Annotated in this window: 15 protein-coding genes; 6 read left to right on the top strand and 9 right to left on the bottom strand. The window is 71.2% G+C overall.

The annotated features are described in order from the left end of the window. Window positions 1–362 precede the first annotated feature (362 nt). On the top strand, window positions 363–1,430 hold the full coding sequence (locus tag BA062_RS37910; protein WP_146240119.1) for a LacI family DNA-binding transcriptional regulator: 1,068 nt from the start codon (window positions 363–365) through the stop codon (window positions 1,428–1,430). On the opposite strand, the gene BA062_RS37905 is transcribed toward BA062_RS37910, so the two are convergent. Continuing rightward, complete coding sequence (locus tag BA062_RS37905) at window positions 1,400–1,840, bottom strand: flavin reductase family protein (protein ID WP_210407064.1); 441 nt, start codon at window positions 1,838–1,840, stop codon at window positions 1,400–1,402. The genes BA062_RS37910 and BA062_RS37905 overlap by 31 nt on opposite strands. Before the next feature lie 294 nt (window positions 1,841–2,134). Between BA062_RS37905 and BA062_RS37900 the strand changes: the two genes are divergently transcribed. From BA062_RS37900 to BA062_RS37885, 4 genes are read left to right on the top strand one after another with little or no spacing between them, the layout of a single operon-like run. Then, the gene (locus BA062_RS37900; protein WP_110343049.1) at window positions 2,135–3,331 is read left to right on the top strand and encodes a CaiB/BaiF CoA transferase family protein; all 1,197 of its coding nucleotides are present in this window, start codon (window positions 2,135–2,137) and stop codon (window positions 3,329–3,331) included. 1 nt (window position 3,332) lies between these two features. Next, a complete protein-coding gene (locus tag BA062_RS37895) occupies window positions 3,333–4,274 on the top strand; it encodes an HpcH/HpaI aldolase/citrate lyase family protein (RefSeq protein ID WP_110343048.1) in 942 nt (313 codons plus the stop codon). Further along, complete coding sequence (locus tag BA062_RS37890) at window positions 4,271–5,611, top strand: LLM class flavin-dependent oxidoreductase (RefSeq protein WP_245960121.1); 1,341 nt, start codon at window positions 4,271–4,273, stop codon at window positions 5,609–5,611. The genes BA062_RS37895 and BA062_RS37890 overlap by 4 nt, the downstream gene beginning before the upstream one ends. A gap of 56 nt (window positions 5,612–5,667) precedes the next feature. Beyond that, a complete protein-coding gene (locus BA062_RS37885; protein ID WP_110343046.1) occupies window positions 5,668–6,954 on the top strand; it encodes an SLC13 family permease in 1,287 nt (428 codons plus the stop codon). Window positions 6,955–7,020: 66 nt separating this feature from the next. Here BA062_RS37885 and BA062_RS37880 read toward each other — a convergent pair whose 3' ends face one another. Further along, complete coding sequence (locus BA062_RS37880) at window positions 7,021–7,629, bottom strand: cysteine hydrolase family protein (protein ID WP_110343045.1); 609 nt, start codon at window positions 7,627–7,629, stop codon at window positions 7,021–7,023. Window positions 7,630–7,694: 65 nt separating this feature from the next. Next, window positions 7,695–8,456 carry an AraC family transcriptional regulator gene (locus tag BA062_RS37875; protein ID WP_110343044.1) on the bottom strand — a complete coding sequence of 254 codons (762 nt, stop codon included), beginning with the start codon at window positions 8,454–8,456 and terminating at the stop codon, window positions 7,695–7,697. Between the two features lie 85 nt (window positions 8,457–8,541). Between BA062_RS37875 and BA062_RS37870 the strand changes: the two genes are divergently transcribed. After that, window positions 8,542–9,342 carry a sulfite exporter TauE/SafE family protein gene (locus BA062_RS37870; protein WP_110343043.1) on the top strand — a complete coding sequence of 267 codons (801 nt, stop codon included), beginning with the start codon at window positions 8,542–8,544 and terminating at the stop codon, window positions 9,340–9,342. Between the two features lie 264 nt (window positions 9,343–9,606). Here BA062_RS37870 and BA062_RS37865 read toward each other — a convergent pair whose 3' ends face one another. From BA062_RS37865 to BA062_RS37840, 6 genes are all read right to left on the bottom strand, one after another. Further along, window positions 9,607–10,323, bottom strand: a complete 717-nt coding sequence (locus tag BA062_RS37865) for an SDR family oxidoreductase (RefSeq protein WP_110343042.1) — start codon at window positions 10,321–10,323, stop codon at window positions 9,607–9,609. After that, window positions 10,320–11,615 (bottom strand): MFS transporter, encoded by a 1,296-nt coding sequence (locus tag BA062_RS37860; protein ID WP_168214160.1) that lies wholly within the window; start codon window positions 11,613–11,615, stop codon window positions 10,320–10,322. The genes BA062_RS37865 and BA062_RS37860 overlap by 4 nt, the downstream gene beginning before the upstream one ends. Window positions 11,616–11,757: 142 nt before the next feature. Further along, complete coding sequence (locus tag BA062_RS37855) at window positions 11,758–13,011, bottom strand: alpha/beta fold hydrolase (protein ID WP_110343040.1); 1,254 nt, start codon at window positions 13,009–13,011, stop codon at window positions 11,758–11,760. Continuing rightward, window positions 13,008–13,256, bottom strand: coding sequence for a hypothetical protein (locus BA062_RS37850; protein ID WP_110343039.1), 249 nt, complete (start codon window positions 13,254–13,256; stop codon window positions 13,008–13,010). Before BA062_RS37850 ends, BA062_RS37855 begins: the two co-directional genes overlap by 4 nt. After that, complete coding sequence (locus BA062_RS37845; protein ID WP_110343038.1) at window positions 13,253–13,903, bottom strand: VOC family protein; 651 nt, start codon at window positions 13,901–13,903, stop codon at window positions 13,253–13,255. Before BA062_RS37845 ends, BA062_RS37850 begins: the two co-directional genes overlap by 4 nt. Before the next feature lie 160 nt (window positions 13,904–14,063). Next, window positions 14,064–14,843 carry a TetR-type transcription factor C-terminal domain-containing protein gene (locus BA062_RS37840; RefSeq protein ID WP_110343037.1) on the bottom strand — a complete coding sequence of 260 codons (780 nt, stop codon included), beginning with the start codon at window positions 14,841–14,843 and terminating at the stop codon, window positions 14,064–14,066. Window positions 14,844–14,871 lie beyond the last annotated feature (28 nt).

The following is a 14,871-nucleotide window of genomic DNA, read 5'->3' as shown; positions in this document are numbered from 1 at the left end:
GGGCAGCGGTTCCCTGGGCAGGTCCAGTGCGTCGAGCAGCAGCCAGCACGTCCTGCGCTCGGCGTCGGTCACCGGCACCCGGTGCCGCGCCAGCAGCTCGAGCGTGCCCCGCACGACGTCCGGTAGCCGTCCAGCACGCCGTGTTCCCGCGTGGACACCGGCGCGGCGAGTGCGGCCACCGCACCGGCGCCTCGACGCTCACGGACCACTCGGCAGTACCTCCTCGACCTCCAGCGCGCGGATGCTCTCGCCGCCCCGCATGATGAAGTCGGCCTTCCGGTCGGCGATCATGAGTGTTGCGTCCACGGCCAGGCCGAACCTAGGGTGCGATGTAAGACGTTACATTTTCCCTGGAGGTCGTGGTGGGCACGCGCGGACGGGTCACGAAGGTCAGCGTCGCCGACCTCGCCGCCGAGCTGGACGTGTCGACCGCGACGGTGTCGAGGGCGCTCAACGGCAGTCCCGCCGTGCGGCCCGAGCTCGCGCAGCGGATCCGGGAGCACGCCGAGGCGCGCGGCTACGTGGCGAACCGGATGGCGAGGGCGCTCAGCGCGAACGTGAGCCGAGCGTTCGTCGGCTTCGTCATCCCCTACGTCGACACACCCGCCTACTCGTCGGTCGCCGCCGAATGCGCGCGGCTGCTGTCCGCCGACGGCACGCAGCTGATCCTCACGATCACGGAGAACGACCCGGAGCGGGAGCTGCACCAGCTCAAGGACCTGGTCGCCAGCCGGGTCGCCGGGCTGATCATCTCGCCGAGCACCCACATCCTGGAGGCGAGCAAACAGCTGCTGTCGAACCTGCCCGTCGTGGAGTTCCACCGCGCGTGCGGGATCGCCGCCCCCGGTGTGTTCAGCGAGGACGAGCAGGCGATGTCCGAGGCCGTGCTGCACCTCGCGGCGCTCGGCCACACCAGGATCGGCTACCTCGGCACGCCGGAGGCGCTGTCGAACGGCGCCGCCCGGCTGCGCGGCCTGCACCGCGGGCTGGAGCTCGCCGGCCTGGACCGCGGAGCGGTCGCGATGCGGCTGCTGGAACCGACGACGGACAACGGCAAGCGTGGCGTGCGGGACCTGCTCGACGGCTCGCGCCCGCCCACGGCGCTGATCGTCGGCGGCGGCGCGCTCTCGATCGGCGCGGCACAGGCCGTGCACGAGAGCGGACGCCGGCTGCCCGACGAGCTGTCACTGGTGGTCTACGGGCATCCGAGCTGGTTCGCGTTGAGCGATCCCCCACTCACGCGGATCACCGTCGACTACCAGGACCTCGCCCTGCGCGCCGCCCGCCTCCTCAACACCGTGCTCGACAGCGGGCCCGCCCGTGGCGGCGAACCCGAGCCGCAGTTCGTCACGGCCCAGCTGCACCTCGCCGGATCGACCGGGCCTCCACCGAAGAGGGCTCACGCGAGCGACCGGAAGTCCCGCCGGTAGTAGACGGCGGGGGTGGCCGGGCGCAGGTGCGCGCGCTCGACCTCGCCGACCAGGATCGTGTGGTCGCCGCCCGGGTGACGTGCGTGCGTCGTGCAGTCCAGCCGGACGCAGGCCCGGTCGAGCGCGGGCAGCCCACGGTCGTCCACGGTGAACCCGGCGTCGGCGAACTTGTCCGCGCCCTTGCTCGCGAAGCGCAGCGCGAGGCCGGCGTCGGCGGGATCGATCACGTGCACCAGCCAGTGCGTGGCGCACTCGAAGACGGGATGGCACCGCGCCGACCGGGAGAGGCACACGAGCACGAGCGGCGGGTCCATCGACACCGAGCAGAAGGACGTCGCCGTGAAGCCCCACCACCGGCCGTCGCCGTCGGCGGTGGTCACGATGGTGACCCCGCTCGGGAAGCTCGCCATGGCCTCCCTGAACAACCGGGCAGGCTCACGTCGTCCCGGACTCGCGTCCACGCTCATGGCGTACGTCCCTTCGTCGGCTTGTCCGTCCTTTGTGGTCTTTCGAGGTAAGGTGTTTCAGCAACGCGATGTAATCGATTACATCCACGGCTCTGCTCGATGGAACACGACGGCCACCGGCGCCGTCAAGGGGCTTGACAGTGGGGCACCTCGTCGGGTTCGCTGAGGAACGAAGCCGATGTAATCGATTACATTCTTGATGTAAAGGATTACACAGCAGCCTGAGAAGGGACATCGATGTCCGCACGAGCACTGTCCGGTATCCGGGTCGTCGACGCGGCGACCCTCGCGGCCGGGCCGCTGGTGGCGACCTGGCTCGGCGAGTTCGGCGCCGAGGTGATCAAGGTCGAGCAACCCGGCGGCGGCGATCCGCTGCGCCAATGGGGCGCGCAACGAGACGGCGTCGGCCTGATGTGGAAAAGCCTGGGCCGCAACAAGAAGTCGGTGACCCTCGACCTACGGCAGGAGGCGGGGCGGGAGCTGCTGCGCGAGCTCGCCCGAGGAGCCGACGTGCTCGTGGTCAACTTCCGGCCCTCGACGCTGGCGAAGTGGAAGTTCGACTACGAGAGCCTCGCGGCCGAGAACCCGGGCCTGGTCCTGGTGCACGTCACCGGCTTCGGCGCGGGCGGGCCGAAGAGCGACCGGCCCGGCTTCGGCACGCTCGGCGAGGCCATGAGCGGGTTCGCGCACCTCACCGGCGAGCCGGACGGTCCGCCGACGCTGCCCTCGTTCATGCTCGCCGACGGCGTGGCGGCGCTCAACGCGACGTACGCGGTGATGATGGCGCTCTACCACCGGGACGTGCACGGCGGCGGCGGGCAGCTGATCGACGTCAACCTCATCGAACCGCTCGCGCGGCTCATCGAGCAGCCCGTGCTGACCTACGACCAGCTGGGCACCATCCCCGGCCGTACCGGCAACCGGTGGGAGATCAGCGCGCCACGCAACACCTACCGCACCAAGGACGGGCGCTGGCTCGCGATGTCGGGCAGCGCGCCGACGATCGCGAAGCGCGCGCTGCGGGCCATCGGCCGTCCCGAGCTCACCGAGGACCCCCGCTTCGCCGAGGCACAGCAACGGCTTCGCAACGCCGCGGAGATCGACCGGCTCATGGCCGAGTGGATCGCCGAGCGCACACTGGAGGACGCGATGGCGGTGTTCGAGCGGGCCGAGGTCGCCGCCGCGCCCGTGTACGACGCCGAACAGCTGCTCGCCGATCCGCAGCTGCGGGCCCGGGAGACCTATGTGGACGTTCCCGATCCCGACCTGGGCTCGATGCGGGTCCAGGGTCCGGTCCCCCGCATGTCGGCGACGCCGGGTCGCGTCGAGCATCTCGGCGCCGCGGTCGGCGAGCACAACGACGAGGTCTACGGCGAACTGCTCGGCCTGAGCGAGGACCGGCTCCGGCGGCTGCGCGCCGAGGGGGTGATCTGAGATGTCCCGTCCCGTCAGGGCCCGCCGTTCCGAGCTCGCGACGCCCGCCAGCAACGACTGGATGTTCGAGAAGGCCGCAAGGTCGGGTGCCGACCTCGTGTTCCTCGACCTGGAGGACGCGTGCGCGCCCGCCGAGCGCGAAGCGGCACGAGGCAAGGCGGTCACCGCGCTGCGCGAACTGGACTGGGGCCGCACCACCCGCGCGATCCGGATGAACGCGATCGACACGTGGTGGGCGCACGGCGACGTGATCGAGGTGGTGACCGGTGCGCGCGAGGCGCTCGACGTGATCATCGTGCCGAAGGTCCGCCGCGCACGCGACGTGTGGTGGGTCGACGTTCTCCTGACACAGCTGGAACAGCGGCTCGAGCTGGAGAGGCGGATCGGGCTGGAGGTGCTCATCGAGGAGGTCGAGGGCCTGCAGTACGTCGACGAGATCGCGCGCTCCAGCGACCGGCTCGAGGCGATCATCTTCGGCGCCGGGGACTTCTCGGCCTCGCAGGGCGCCCGCGTGGACACCAACTTCGATCCCGTCCTGCCCTACCCGGGCGACCTGTGGCACTACGCCCGCTCCCGGGTGGTGGTCGCCGCGCGCGCCGCCGGGATCGACGCGATCGACGCACCGTTCCCGAACTACCGCGCGCCGGAGGACTACCGCGTCGCCTGCGAGCGCGCGAGCGTCCTCGGCTACGTCGGGAAATGGGCCATCCACCCCAGCCAGGTCGAGATCGCCAACGACTGTTTCGCACCGACACCCAACGAGATCGCTCACGCCGAGAAGGTGGTCGCCGCCTATCGCGAGAGCGAAGCGGGCGGACGCGGCGCCACGGGCCTCGACGGGATGCTCGTCGACGCCGCCCACCTTCGCCACGCCGAGACGGTCGCCCGCAAGGCCGCCCTGCTTGGCATCAACGGACAGCACACCGAAAGGACACACCCATGACCCGTCAGATGACCCTCGTCGGCTTCATGCAGGCCGGCAACGTCACCGTCTACTCCGGATCGTGGCGCTACCCCTCCGCCGACCTCTCGTTCCTCACGATGGACTACTACCAGCGCATCGCGCGGACGCTGGAGCAGGGCAAGTTCGACCTCGTCTTCTTCGACGACCGGCTCGCGATGCCCGGGATCTACGGCGACTCCGTGGCTGAGGCGGTGCGGCGCGGCGCGCGGCCCATCAAGCTCGACCTCACCGCGGTGCTCGGCGGGATCATCGGCGCCACCAGCCGGATCGGGGTCGGCGCCACCTACTCGACGACCTACTACGAGCCGTTCCACGTCGCGCGGACGTTCGCCACGCTCGACCACCTCTCCGGCGGCAGGGCGGCGTGGAACGTCGTCACCTCGGTGAACGACTCGGAAGGGCAGAACTTCGGCCGCGACACCCACTTCGGACACGACGAGCGCTACGACCGGGCCCAGGAGTTCCTCGAAGCCACCACCGCCCTGTGGGACTCGTGGGACGACGACGCGCTGATCATGGACCAGGAGTCCGGCGAGTTCGCCGACCCGGCCAAGGTGCGCGAGATCAACTTCGAGGGCAAGTGGTTCAGGGTGCGGGGTCCGCTGACCGTGCCGCGCACGCCGCAGGGGCGGCCGACGATCCTGCAGGCGGGCTCGTCCGGCCGCGGCCGCGAGTTCGCCGCCGAATGGGCCGACCTCGTCTTCACCGCCGACCCCGGCCTTTCCGTGGCGCAGCAGCACTACGGCGACCAGAAGCAGCGCGTCGCCGACTTCGGGCGCGACCCCGACGACGTCAAGATCCTGCCGATGGCCTACGCGGTGGTCGGTGAGACCCAGTCGATCGCGGAGGAGAAGGAGCGGCTGTTCCTCGACGCCTACGTGCATCCGGCCGCCTCGCTGGCGCTGCTGTCCGAGGTGATGAACTACGACTTCGGCAAGCACGACCTCGACGACCCGGTCACCGCCGAGATGACCGAGGCCAGCTCGGGGATCCGCGGGCTCGCCGAAGGGGTCAAGCGGCACCTCAACCGCGATGACCTGACCGTGCGCGACCTCGCCGCGCACCGGGCGACCCTGCTGCAGGGTCCCCGGTTCGTCGGCACCCCCGAACGCGTCGCCGACCAGATGCAGGAGTGGTTCGAAAGCGGCGCCTGTGACGGGTTCGTGCTCGCGGCGACGCACCTGCCCGGCGCGTTCGAGGAGTTCGTGCGCATGGTGGTGCCGATCCTGCAGGAGCGCGGCCTGTTCCGGCGGGAGTACGAGGGCCCGACCCTGCGCGATCAGCTGGGCATCAAGCGCCCCGGCACCGTCCGCTGACGCGGCCGGACTGAACAACGTCGTTCAGCACTGGAGCACAAGGTGGTTTCCGGCCCATGACACTGCAGATCGTCTCGCTCGTCGTCCTCGTCGTCGCCTTCGTTCTCGGCACGACCCGTCCCCTCAACCTCGGCGTCATCGCCCTGGGTGCCACGTTCGCCGTGGGCATCCTCGCCGCAGGACTGTCCACTGAGGATGCGCTCGCCGGGTTCCCGGTGGAGCTGATGCTGATTCTGGTGGGCGTCACCTACCTGTTCAACGTGGCCAACGCCAACGGCACGGTCGACTGGCTGATCGCCAGCGCGGTGCGCATGGTCCGCGGCCGCACTGTGTTCATCCCGTGGATCATGTTCGGGGTGACCGCGCTGCTGTCGGCGATCGGCGCGGTGTTCTCCCCACCGATCGTCGCGCCGATCGCGCTGGCCTTCGCCGCGAGGAACCGCATCCCCCAGCCGATGATGGGCATCCTGGTCGTGCACGGCGCGGCCGCCGGGTCGCTGTCGCCGATCAGCGTCTACGGCGTCACCGTCGCGGGCGTGCTCGACCAGAGCGGCCTGCCGAGCGATCCGTGGGGACTGTTCGCTCTCGCCTTCGTCGCGAGCGTCATCCCGGCGATGATCGTCTTCGTGGCCTACGGCGGGTTGCGGCTCGGCCGCACCGGAACCGAGCCCGACGAGCCGACCGAGTCCGCCGAACCCGACGGCTCCGGCGGCGGGGTGCTGACGAGGACGCGGACCGCGGCGCCCGTGCTCACCCTGGACATCGCGCTCACGACGCTGGCGATCGCCGGGCTGTTCGTCGGCGCGGTGCTGGAACTGGACGTGGGACTGCTGGCGATCACGCTCGCCACGCTGCTCGGCCTGTACAAGCACCAGCACCACGCCGAGGCCGTGCGCAAGATCCCGTGGTCGGTGGTGCTGCTGGTCACCGGCACGATCACCTACATCGGGGTCATGCAGGAGATCGGGGCGATCGAGCTGCTGGGCGACGTCGCGCTCGGCGTGGGCGCGCCGATGCTCACGGTGCTGCTGCTCGGTTACGTGGCAGGCATCGTGTCGGCGTTCGCCAGCTCGGCGGGCACCATCGCGGCGCTTACCCCGCTCGCGGTGCCGTTGCTGCAGAACTCGACCATGTCGGTGCTCGCGGTGGTGGCGGTGATCGCGATCTCGGCGACGATCGTCGACGTGAGCCCCTTCTCCGGCAACGGAGCCGCCGTGATCGCCAACGCGACGGAGGACGCACGTGACCGCGTGTACCGCACGCAGCTCGTGTACGGCGGGATCGTGGTGCTGCTCGCGCCCGCCCTGCTGTGGCTGACGATCATCCTCCCGTCGTCGGGATGAGCCCCGCCCAACCGGCACGCGCGGAACCGGCCCGCCATTCCCGATCGGAGCGGCGGGCCGGCCGTCTCACGCCGCGGAACCGGCCCCGGCCCGCAGCCGCGCCAGCGCCTCGTCGGCGGTGAGGCACCCGGCGGTGGTGAGGTCGAGGTTCGCCAGCGAGGCCGCGTGCACCGTCTCGTCGGCCGCGGCCACGCAGTCGCTGACCACGTGCACGGTGAACCCGAGATCGGTGCCGTGGCGTGCCGTCTGCTCGACCGTGAGGTTGGTGGCGACGCCGGTGACGAACAGCGTGTCGATGCCGCGCCCGGTCAGCAGGGCGGCGAGCTCGTTGCCGGCCAGACCGGACAGCTTCTGGTTGTCGACGGTCCGCGCGCCGTCGGCCAGCTCGGGAACGAGCTGCGAGCCCGGCGCGTCCGGCCGGAACGCCTCCTGCGCCTCACCGACCGCGCGCATGAAGCCGGTGTTGCGCACCAGCCCGCCCTCGCCCTCGGGGATCGTGAACCGCGTGAAGAAGACCGGCACCTCGGCCGCCCGGTGAAAGGCAGCCGCCCGCTCGACCACGCCGCTGCGGGCCACCGGTTCACTCAGCATGCCTCCGAAGAAACCCTCCGGCTTGATCACGTTCACCTGCCAATGCAGGGCCAGCACGGCAGCGCGCCCTGAAGTGCTCGTCATTCCCCCACACTGCACCAGAAAACGCGCGGGCGTCCACCACGGTGCCGGTCCCGGCCCGTACCCGCTCACGGTCCGCGCAGCGCCGAGGGCGGCACGCCGAAGGTCCGGGTGAACGCCGCGGTGAACGCGGCCGGGGAGGCGTAGCCGAGGTCCCCGGCGACGCGGGCGATCGCGTGCTCGCGCAGCAGCGGCACGGCCGCGATGAGCCGGGCACGGACGCGCCAGGCCGAGGGGCTCGTGCCGAGCTCGGCACGGAAGCGGCGCACGAGCCCGCGTTCGCTCAGCGCCAGCCGCCGGGCCCAGTCCGCGTTGGTGACGCCCGGCTCCGGGTGCGCGAGGTAGTCCCGGCACAGCGCGGCGAGTTCCGGCTCCGAGGGCAGCCCGACGTGCAAAGGCAGCGGAGTCAGGGCCGCGATCTCGAACAGCAGCAGGCTCGCGATCGCGCCCTCGCGACCGGCGAGATCGTAGTTCGGTCCGAAGTCGACGGCCACCAGCAGCAGTTCGCGCAACAGCGGCGTGACCTCGACGACCGTGCACACCGCTGGCCACCACGGCACCGCGGCGGGCTCGAGGTAGAGGCTGCGCGTGCTCGCCTCCAGCATCCGGATGCGGTGCCGGGTTCCGGCGGGGATCAGCACGGCGCGCTCACTCGGGACCGTCCACGTGCCATCGTCGGTTTCGGCGATCATGCTCCCTGTGGCGCTGTAGAGGAACTGCGCCCTGCGGTGGGTGTGCCACTCCAGCACGTGCCCGGGCTCGTAGTCGGTGCCGATGGGCAGCACGTCACGCGGCACCCGGTCGTAACGCTCGTAGGGCACGTTCCGCACCCGGCGAGCATACTGGCCGGGTCTCGAAAGAACGTGGCGGATCATCGATTGTCGGCCAGCGCCGGACCGGCTGGAATGGACCCCCGTGGACGTGGCTCTCCTGCTGTTCGGCGTCGGGATCCTCACCGGAACGACGACCGTCCTGTTCGGCTTCGGCGGCGGGTTCGTGACGGTGCCCGTGATCGTCGGGGTGGACACGGCGCTCGGTGCCGACGCCGCGCACGTCGCCGTCGCCACGTCGAGCGTGGTCATGGTCGTCAACGCGCTGGTCGCCACCGCCGCGACCGACCGGGGCGTGCTCGGCCTGCTGCGGGGAAGGGCCGGGCTCGTCGGGCTGCTCGCCCTCGGCGGGGCGGCGGGCGCCGTCGCCGCGCACTTCGCGCCGTCGGCGCTGATCACCTGGGGCTTCGTCGGCTACGTCACGGGCACGATCGTCGACGTTCTCGCCCGGCCGGGGTTCCTGCGCCCGGCCGCCGCCGGGGCGGCACCGGGCCGGGCGACGGTCACGACCGGCGCGGGTCTGCCGATCGGTGCGGTGGCGTCGTTCCTCGGCGTCGGCGGCAGCGTGCTGACCGTCCCGCTGCTGCGCCGCGCCGGTCATCCGATGCGGGTCGCGACGTCGCTCGCCAACCCACTCACACTCGCGATCGCCACCCCGGCGCTGGCGGTGTTTCTCGCGCAGCACACCGCGATCGGCGGTGCAGGAGGCGTCGCGCTTGTCGGCGCGGTCGACGTCGGCGCCGCCGCGGCCCTGCTCACCGGTGCCCTGCCGGTGATCGTGGCCCTGCGCCGACGCCCGCCACGGCTTCCCGACCACGGGTACGCGTGGACCTACGTGGGTCTGCTCGCGCTCGTCGCCGTCGCGATGGTCGTGACCACGGTGTGAATGCGATTGCGCCAATTTCCGCCCCGGAAGTCGCCAGGAGCGGAGACGACGAACATGCGGCAGCACACGGCGCGGCCCGGAATCCGGCCGTGGTGAGCGCTGTCGCGCGCCTGTCGAGCGGCAGCCGCGGCCGCCGCCCATCGGGAACCGATCCGGGCGGCTTTCGCCACTTGGCACACCGGGTTTGCCGACAGCTGAACCGCATCCTGGCGGGAAACACGATCACGGAGGGCTGGCCGAGTCGGCCGCGGCGGCGGCACGGGTTCACTCCAGCCGCAGCGGACCCGCCCCGTGGAGCTGGATCTCGGGAACGAAGCAGGCGGCCGAAGTACGGAGCAGGAATCGCACGGTCTCGGCGACGTCCTCCGCGGGGAGTTTGCCGTCGGACTCCGCCCAGGACGCACCCGGAGTGTCGACGAGGGCGGGACAGATGGCGGTGAACTGGACGCCGTGCTGGGCGCACTCGCGATGGGCGCCGGCACAGAAGGCGCGCTGGGCCGCCTTGGTCATGCCGTAGGGCACCACGCCCGGCTGCGGCTCCACGCCGACCAGGGAGGAGATCACGGCCACGAGGGCCTTCCCGTGTTCCCGCCCCGCCTTCTCGAGGTGCGGCACGGCGGGCGAGACCAACCGGGTGAGCGCACGGACGTTGAGGTCGATCTGCAGGTCGAGCTGCCGCCCGGTCTGCTCGCCGACCGCACCGAAGAGGCCCACGCCCGCGCTGTGCACGAGGACGTCGAGCCTGCCGTGGCGTTCGAGGTGAGCCTCGAGGACGGCGTGCGCCGCGCCGTCCTCGGCGAGGTCCGCGGGAGCGGCGTGGGTTCGGTGCGTGCCGAGCGTGTCGCGGGCGACGGCGATCCGGTCGGGGTCGCGTGCCACGAGGGTGAGGTCGTAGCCGAGTTCGGCGAGTGCGGTGGCGACGGCGAGACCAATCCCGCTGCTGGCACCGGTGACGAGGGCTGCTCGAGAGTCGCCGGTCACGGCGCGGTCACCTCCGGTGAGTTCGGCGGGGCGGCCTCGTTGGCGGTTCGAGCGCGCCGCGCCCGGGGCACGAGCGTCACGAGCACGGCTCCGAGCAGCGCCGGGGCGGCGAACGCGTAGAACAGCCAGGCGGTGGGCAACTGGGCGGAGAGCAGCATGCCGCCGTAGAGCGGACCGAGGATGCCCCCGAGGCGCCCCACCGAGAGGGCCGTGCCGATCGCGGTGGCTCGCACGTGGACCGGATACCGGCTCGCGACGAACACGTTGATCAGGATCTGGGTTCCCACGGTCCCGACGCCGGCCAGCACGACCGCGGCGTACAGGAGCACGATCGGCAGTGGAGAGCTGAGGACGACGATCCCCGCAACGGCGAGCAGGAACGAGCCTGCGATGGCGCGCTGCGACCCGATGCGATCGGCGAGACGTCCCACGAACAGCGGCCCCACCGCGGTGCCGAGGTTGAGCACGATGAGGAACGTCAGCGCGGATCCGAGCTCGTAGCCGGCGGACCGCATGAGTTGCGGAAGCCACGTGTACAGCCCGAACAGGACCAGCAGCGACGCGAACGTCGTCAGGCAGAACAGCACGGTGGCCACGGCGTGGTCGCGGGAGAAGAGCACGGAGAGCCGCCCGGCCCCCGTGGCGGGTTCGTCCGAGGCCTTCGCCGGGGCCACCACGCCCGCATCGAGCCGCAGCCGCGTGGTCCAGCGGCGAAGGGCGTCGTGGCGGCCGGTGGCGTGCAGGAAGACCAGCGACTCGGGCAGGTAGCGCACCGCGAGGGGTAGCACGACCAGTGCGGCGAGCCCGCCGATCAGGTACTCGGCCCGGAAACCGGCCGCGGGAACGACGACGGCGGCGACCACCGCGGCCAGCGCGCCTCCGGTGCCGACGCCGGCGAACGCCAGCGCCGTGTTGAGGTTGCGCCGCCGCGGCGGGGAGAACTCGTAGACCAGTGCCGCGATGGAGGGCAGCACGCCGCCGACGCCGAGCCCCACGAGGATCCTCCCCAGCGCGAACAGCGGGACACCGGGCGCGAGAGCACACAGCAGCATCGCCGCCGAGAACACCGTGACACTGGCGATGATGAGCCTGCGGCGGCCGACGAGGTCGGTCAGCAGTCCGACGAGGATCGCACCGGCGAGCATTCCGATCGGGGTGAGAGTGCCGAGCAGACTCGCCTGCGCGACGGTGAGCTGCCAGGAACCGTCGGCGAGCATGAAGGGCAGGGCCGCACCATAGGCGATGACGTCATAGCCTTCGAGGGTCATGCAGGCGAGGCACAGCAGGAGCACGCTCCGTGGTGTGCGGGCGATTCCGGACGGGGGCGGGGACACGAACATGGCGACGTTGCCTTTCGAACGGTCCTGAAGGGATCTTTTCCGGCCCGGACGTCCTCGCGGAGCGAGGTCGGCCGGGCGTTGCCGCGCAACGGGTTCAGGGCCGCGCGAGCTCGTAACGCTCTGCCAGCCAGCCCGCGATCTCGGCGGCGGCCAGTTCGTTGCCGGTGGGCTGTCCCTCGGCGATGGCGCCGCCGAAGTGCAGCCCGCGCACGGCGGTGGTGGTGAGGTCGTCGGCACCGAGCGCGCCGATCATCCGGCGGGAGTCGGCGGGGAAAGCCGCCTGGTCACCGGTCAGTTCGAGGAACAGGGTGGGAACGGTGACGCCGGGAGCGCAGCGGACGAAGTCGGCGTTGGAGGACAGTCCCGACCACGTCGACAGCCACGCTTCCGGAGTCGTCAGCCTGCCGAAGCCCACCTGGCCGTAGTTGATGAGATCGGGGCGCTTGCCGAACAGGGATCCGTACGGGCGTTCGCTCGGGTCGAGCGAAAGGTCGACGGTGCGGGGGTCGGCGTCGGTGCGGTACACGGTGATGATCCGTGGCGCGAGCGACCGGCGGCGGTCCTCGGCCCGGCCGCCTGCCTTGAACGCCGCGCGTGCCTCGGCGGTGCGGGCGAGGTGCCCGCGGGCGACCGCGTCGATGCGGGCGACGCGGTCGCGCTGGGCCGCTCGGTACCGCGGGAGGAACTCCTCGCTGTAGGACGAGCTGGCCGGTGGCTCGGCGAATCCGTTGGCGGGGTTGAACGGATCCAGCTCTGCCACGACGGAGAGCGGGTCGGACTCGTCGGCGACCGAGGGGTCGATGCAGGCCAGCAGGAGCTGGCCCTGCCCGGGGTGCGGGGCGAGAAAGACGGCGCCGTCGGCGAGCGGCATGTCCGCGTCGGCGAGCCTGGTGGGGCGGCCGCCGGGAGTGGTGACGATGCGCGCGCCCGGTTCGCGTGCCGCCTGTTCGAGGTAGAAGGCGTAGAGAGTGCCGCCGCCGGAGTGTCCGAGTAGGACGATCGAGTCGAATCCGCGTTCCCGCAGGAAGACCAGGCCCGCGGCGACGTCGTGCAGCGCCTGCTCGTGAACCAGGGTGAGGTCGTTGTTGACGGAGCGGGTGTGCTGGGTCCACACCGCGGTTCCGGCTCGCAGCAATAGCGGCACGAGTGGGTGGTGCGTGACGTCCTGCCGCGGATGCATGAGACAGACGACGGTGCGCGCGCCCGGTACCGTCGCGAGAATTCCGCGCACGGTGGCGCCGTCCGCGGTGGTCAGCTCGTGCACCGTGGTGACTGTCGAGGCGGGCCGTTCCCCCTCTGCGAGGTAGCGGTCCGCACCGAGCCGGGCCGTCGAGTCGTTGCCGGTCACGCCGGTTCCACCCGCAGTGCGTCCTTGTCGTGCTGGGTGATGTGGCTGTCGCGGGCGACCCCGCCGACGGCGGAGTACCAGACGGCGTGGCGGCAGCCGGTGGCGCGGCGGTCGATCACGATGGGGCCGGCCGCGCTGATCTCGAAGTAGGGGCCGACGCGGCCGACGGTCACCTCGGGGTCCTCGCCGGCGACCTTGGCCAGCGGGGTGTTCTCCGGAACGTCGAGAACGTAGAGGGTGGTCACCGCCCCGCCTCCTGCTCGCTGCGGGTCAGCTCCCAGTCGGCGGCCCGCTCCACGATCAGCTCCGCCTTCCGGGCCAGCAGCTTGCCGAACGTCGGCTCGGGCTCGCTCACGACGTCGAGCAGTGCGTCGATGGTGAGGTTCGCGTCCAGGTCCTCCTGTGGCGTCACCGGTCGCATCGCGCGCGTGATCTCGAACATGTAGCCGTTGGGGTCGTGGGTGTAGATCGACTCGATGGTCTCGTGCTGGATCTGCATCTCCACCGGCCAGTCGCTGGCGTCGAGGCGGCGCCGGTACTCCAGCAGGTCCTCGTCGCTGTCGACGTGGATCGCGAGGTGGCGCGACCGCACGAAGAACTCCGGTACCTCCGCGCCGAAGCGGGCGTAGACGTCGCCCTTCGCGCCGGGTGCGCCGCCGATCTCCGTGCCGGTGCCGAAGTAGTAGAAGAAGGCGATCCGGTCGCCGTTGCCGATGTCGAAGAAGAAGTGGATGAAGTCCGGGTGGTCCTCCGGTCCCCAGCCCGCCGCGCAGATCGAGTGCACGACCGGGAAGCCCAGCACGTCCCGGTAGAAGCGCACCGTGGCGGCGGGGTCGAACGTCGGGAAGGCGACGTGGTCGACCCCCTGTACCCGGTGGTCCAACTCCGTCATGGCCAACCTCCTGCAGACAAGGATTTGCGACTTGTTCCGCCAACGGTACGCGTCAGTCTACGAGTGAGTCAACAGTTTGACGCGAGCGACGATTCGGTGGGCGGGTCCGACGAAAAAAGCCGGGCCCGAACGGTGCGGGCCCGGCTGTGACGGTCGGGGGTCAGTTCTTGAGGATGCGTTCGAGGTGGTCGAGGTCCTGGCGCAGCATCTTCAGCGCGGCCTCCGGCCCCTCGCCGTCGAGGGTGTGGTGGTCGGCTCGCCGCAGTGCGGCGATCGCCATGTCGGCGAGCTGTTCGGTCACGTCGTCCGCGTTGTCGCGGCCGTCGGGGTGGAACCACCACGCCACCCAGTTGCACATGCCCAGCACGCCCAGCGCGGCCACCCGGGCGTCGACCGGCCGGAACAGCCCCGCCCTGATGCCGTCCTCGATGACCTCGGCGATCGTCTTGAGCACGGCGCGGCGGCTGTCGTCGTAGGCCGAAGTCAGCTCCTCCGGCAACTCGGCCTCCGAGCGGATGAGCAGCCGGAACCTCGCGGGCTGCGTCGCGCGGCGCCGCACGATGATCTCCACGATGGCGCGAAGCTGCGCCACCGGGTCGAGGTCACCTCCCGCGATCAGCTTCCTCAGCTCGTCCAGCGGGCCGTTGGTGACCTCCGTGACGAGCTTGGCGAGCAGTTCGTCCTTGCTTTTGACGTAGTAGTACAGAGCCGGGCGGGTGATGCCGATCGCGTCGGCGATGTCCTGCAGGCTGGTTCCGGCGAAACCGCGCTCGGCGAAGAGCCGGGTGGCCTGTTCGTACATCTCGTTCTCGACGAGCTCGCGGCGAGCGGTGGTGGCGCGCGCCGGCTTCTCGCCGCCGCGCTCACCGTTGCCGTCCGCGCGTGCGGCCGGCGCCTCGGCCTTCTTCCGCGCGGACGTCCGCCGTGAGCTACTGGTCATGGCGTCATCTTAGGGGAGACAGGGCGGC

Origin of the sequence: Prauserella flavalba (genome assembly GCF_003202235.1) — a bacterium.
Classification (GTDB): Bacteria; Actinomycetota; Actinomycetes; order Mycobacteriales; family Pseudonocardiaceae; genus Prauserella_A; species Prauserella_A flavalba.
The sequence above is the reverse complement of the archived record's forward strand: the minus strand, read 5'-3'. Positions and strand labels throughout refer to the sequence as shown.

Excerpts from the sequence above, each read along its gene's own strand:
- BA062_RS37880 (WP_110343045.1), bottom strand. The coding sequence starts at position 7,629 with ATGACGAGCACTTCAGGGCGCGCTGCCGTGCTGGCCCTGCATTGGCAG.
- BA062_RS37895 (WP_110343048.1), top strand. The coding sequence starts at position 3,333 with ATGTCCCGTCCCGTCAGGGCCCGCCGTTCCGAGCTCGCGACGCCCGCC.
- BA062_RS37905 (WP_210407064.1), bottom strand. The coding sequence starts at position 1,840 with ATGGCGAGCTTCCCGAGCGGGGTCACCATCGTGACCACCGCCGACGGC.
- BA062_RS37890 (WP_245960121.1), top strand. The coding sequence starts at position 4,271 with ATGACCCGTCAGATGACCCTCGTCGGCTTCATGCAGGCCGGCAACGTC.
- BA062_RS37900 (WP_110343049.1), top strand. The coding sequence starts at position 2,135 with ATGTCCGCACGAGCACTGTCCGGTATCCGGGTCGTCGACGCGGCGACC.
- BA062_RS37845 (WP_110343038.1), bottom strand. The coding sequence starts at position 13,903 with ATGACGGAGTTGGACCACCGGGTACAGGGGGTCGACCACGTCGCCTTC.
- BA062_RS37885 (WP_110343046.1), top strand. The coding sequence starts at position 5,668 with ATGACACTGCAGATCGTCTCGCTCGTCGTCCTCGTCGTCGCCTTCGTT.
- BA062_RS37840 (WP_110343037.1), bottom strand. The coding sequence starts at position 14,843 with ATGACCAGTAGCTCACGGCGGACGTCCGCGCGGAAGAAGGCCGAGGCG.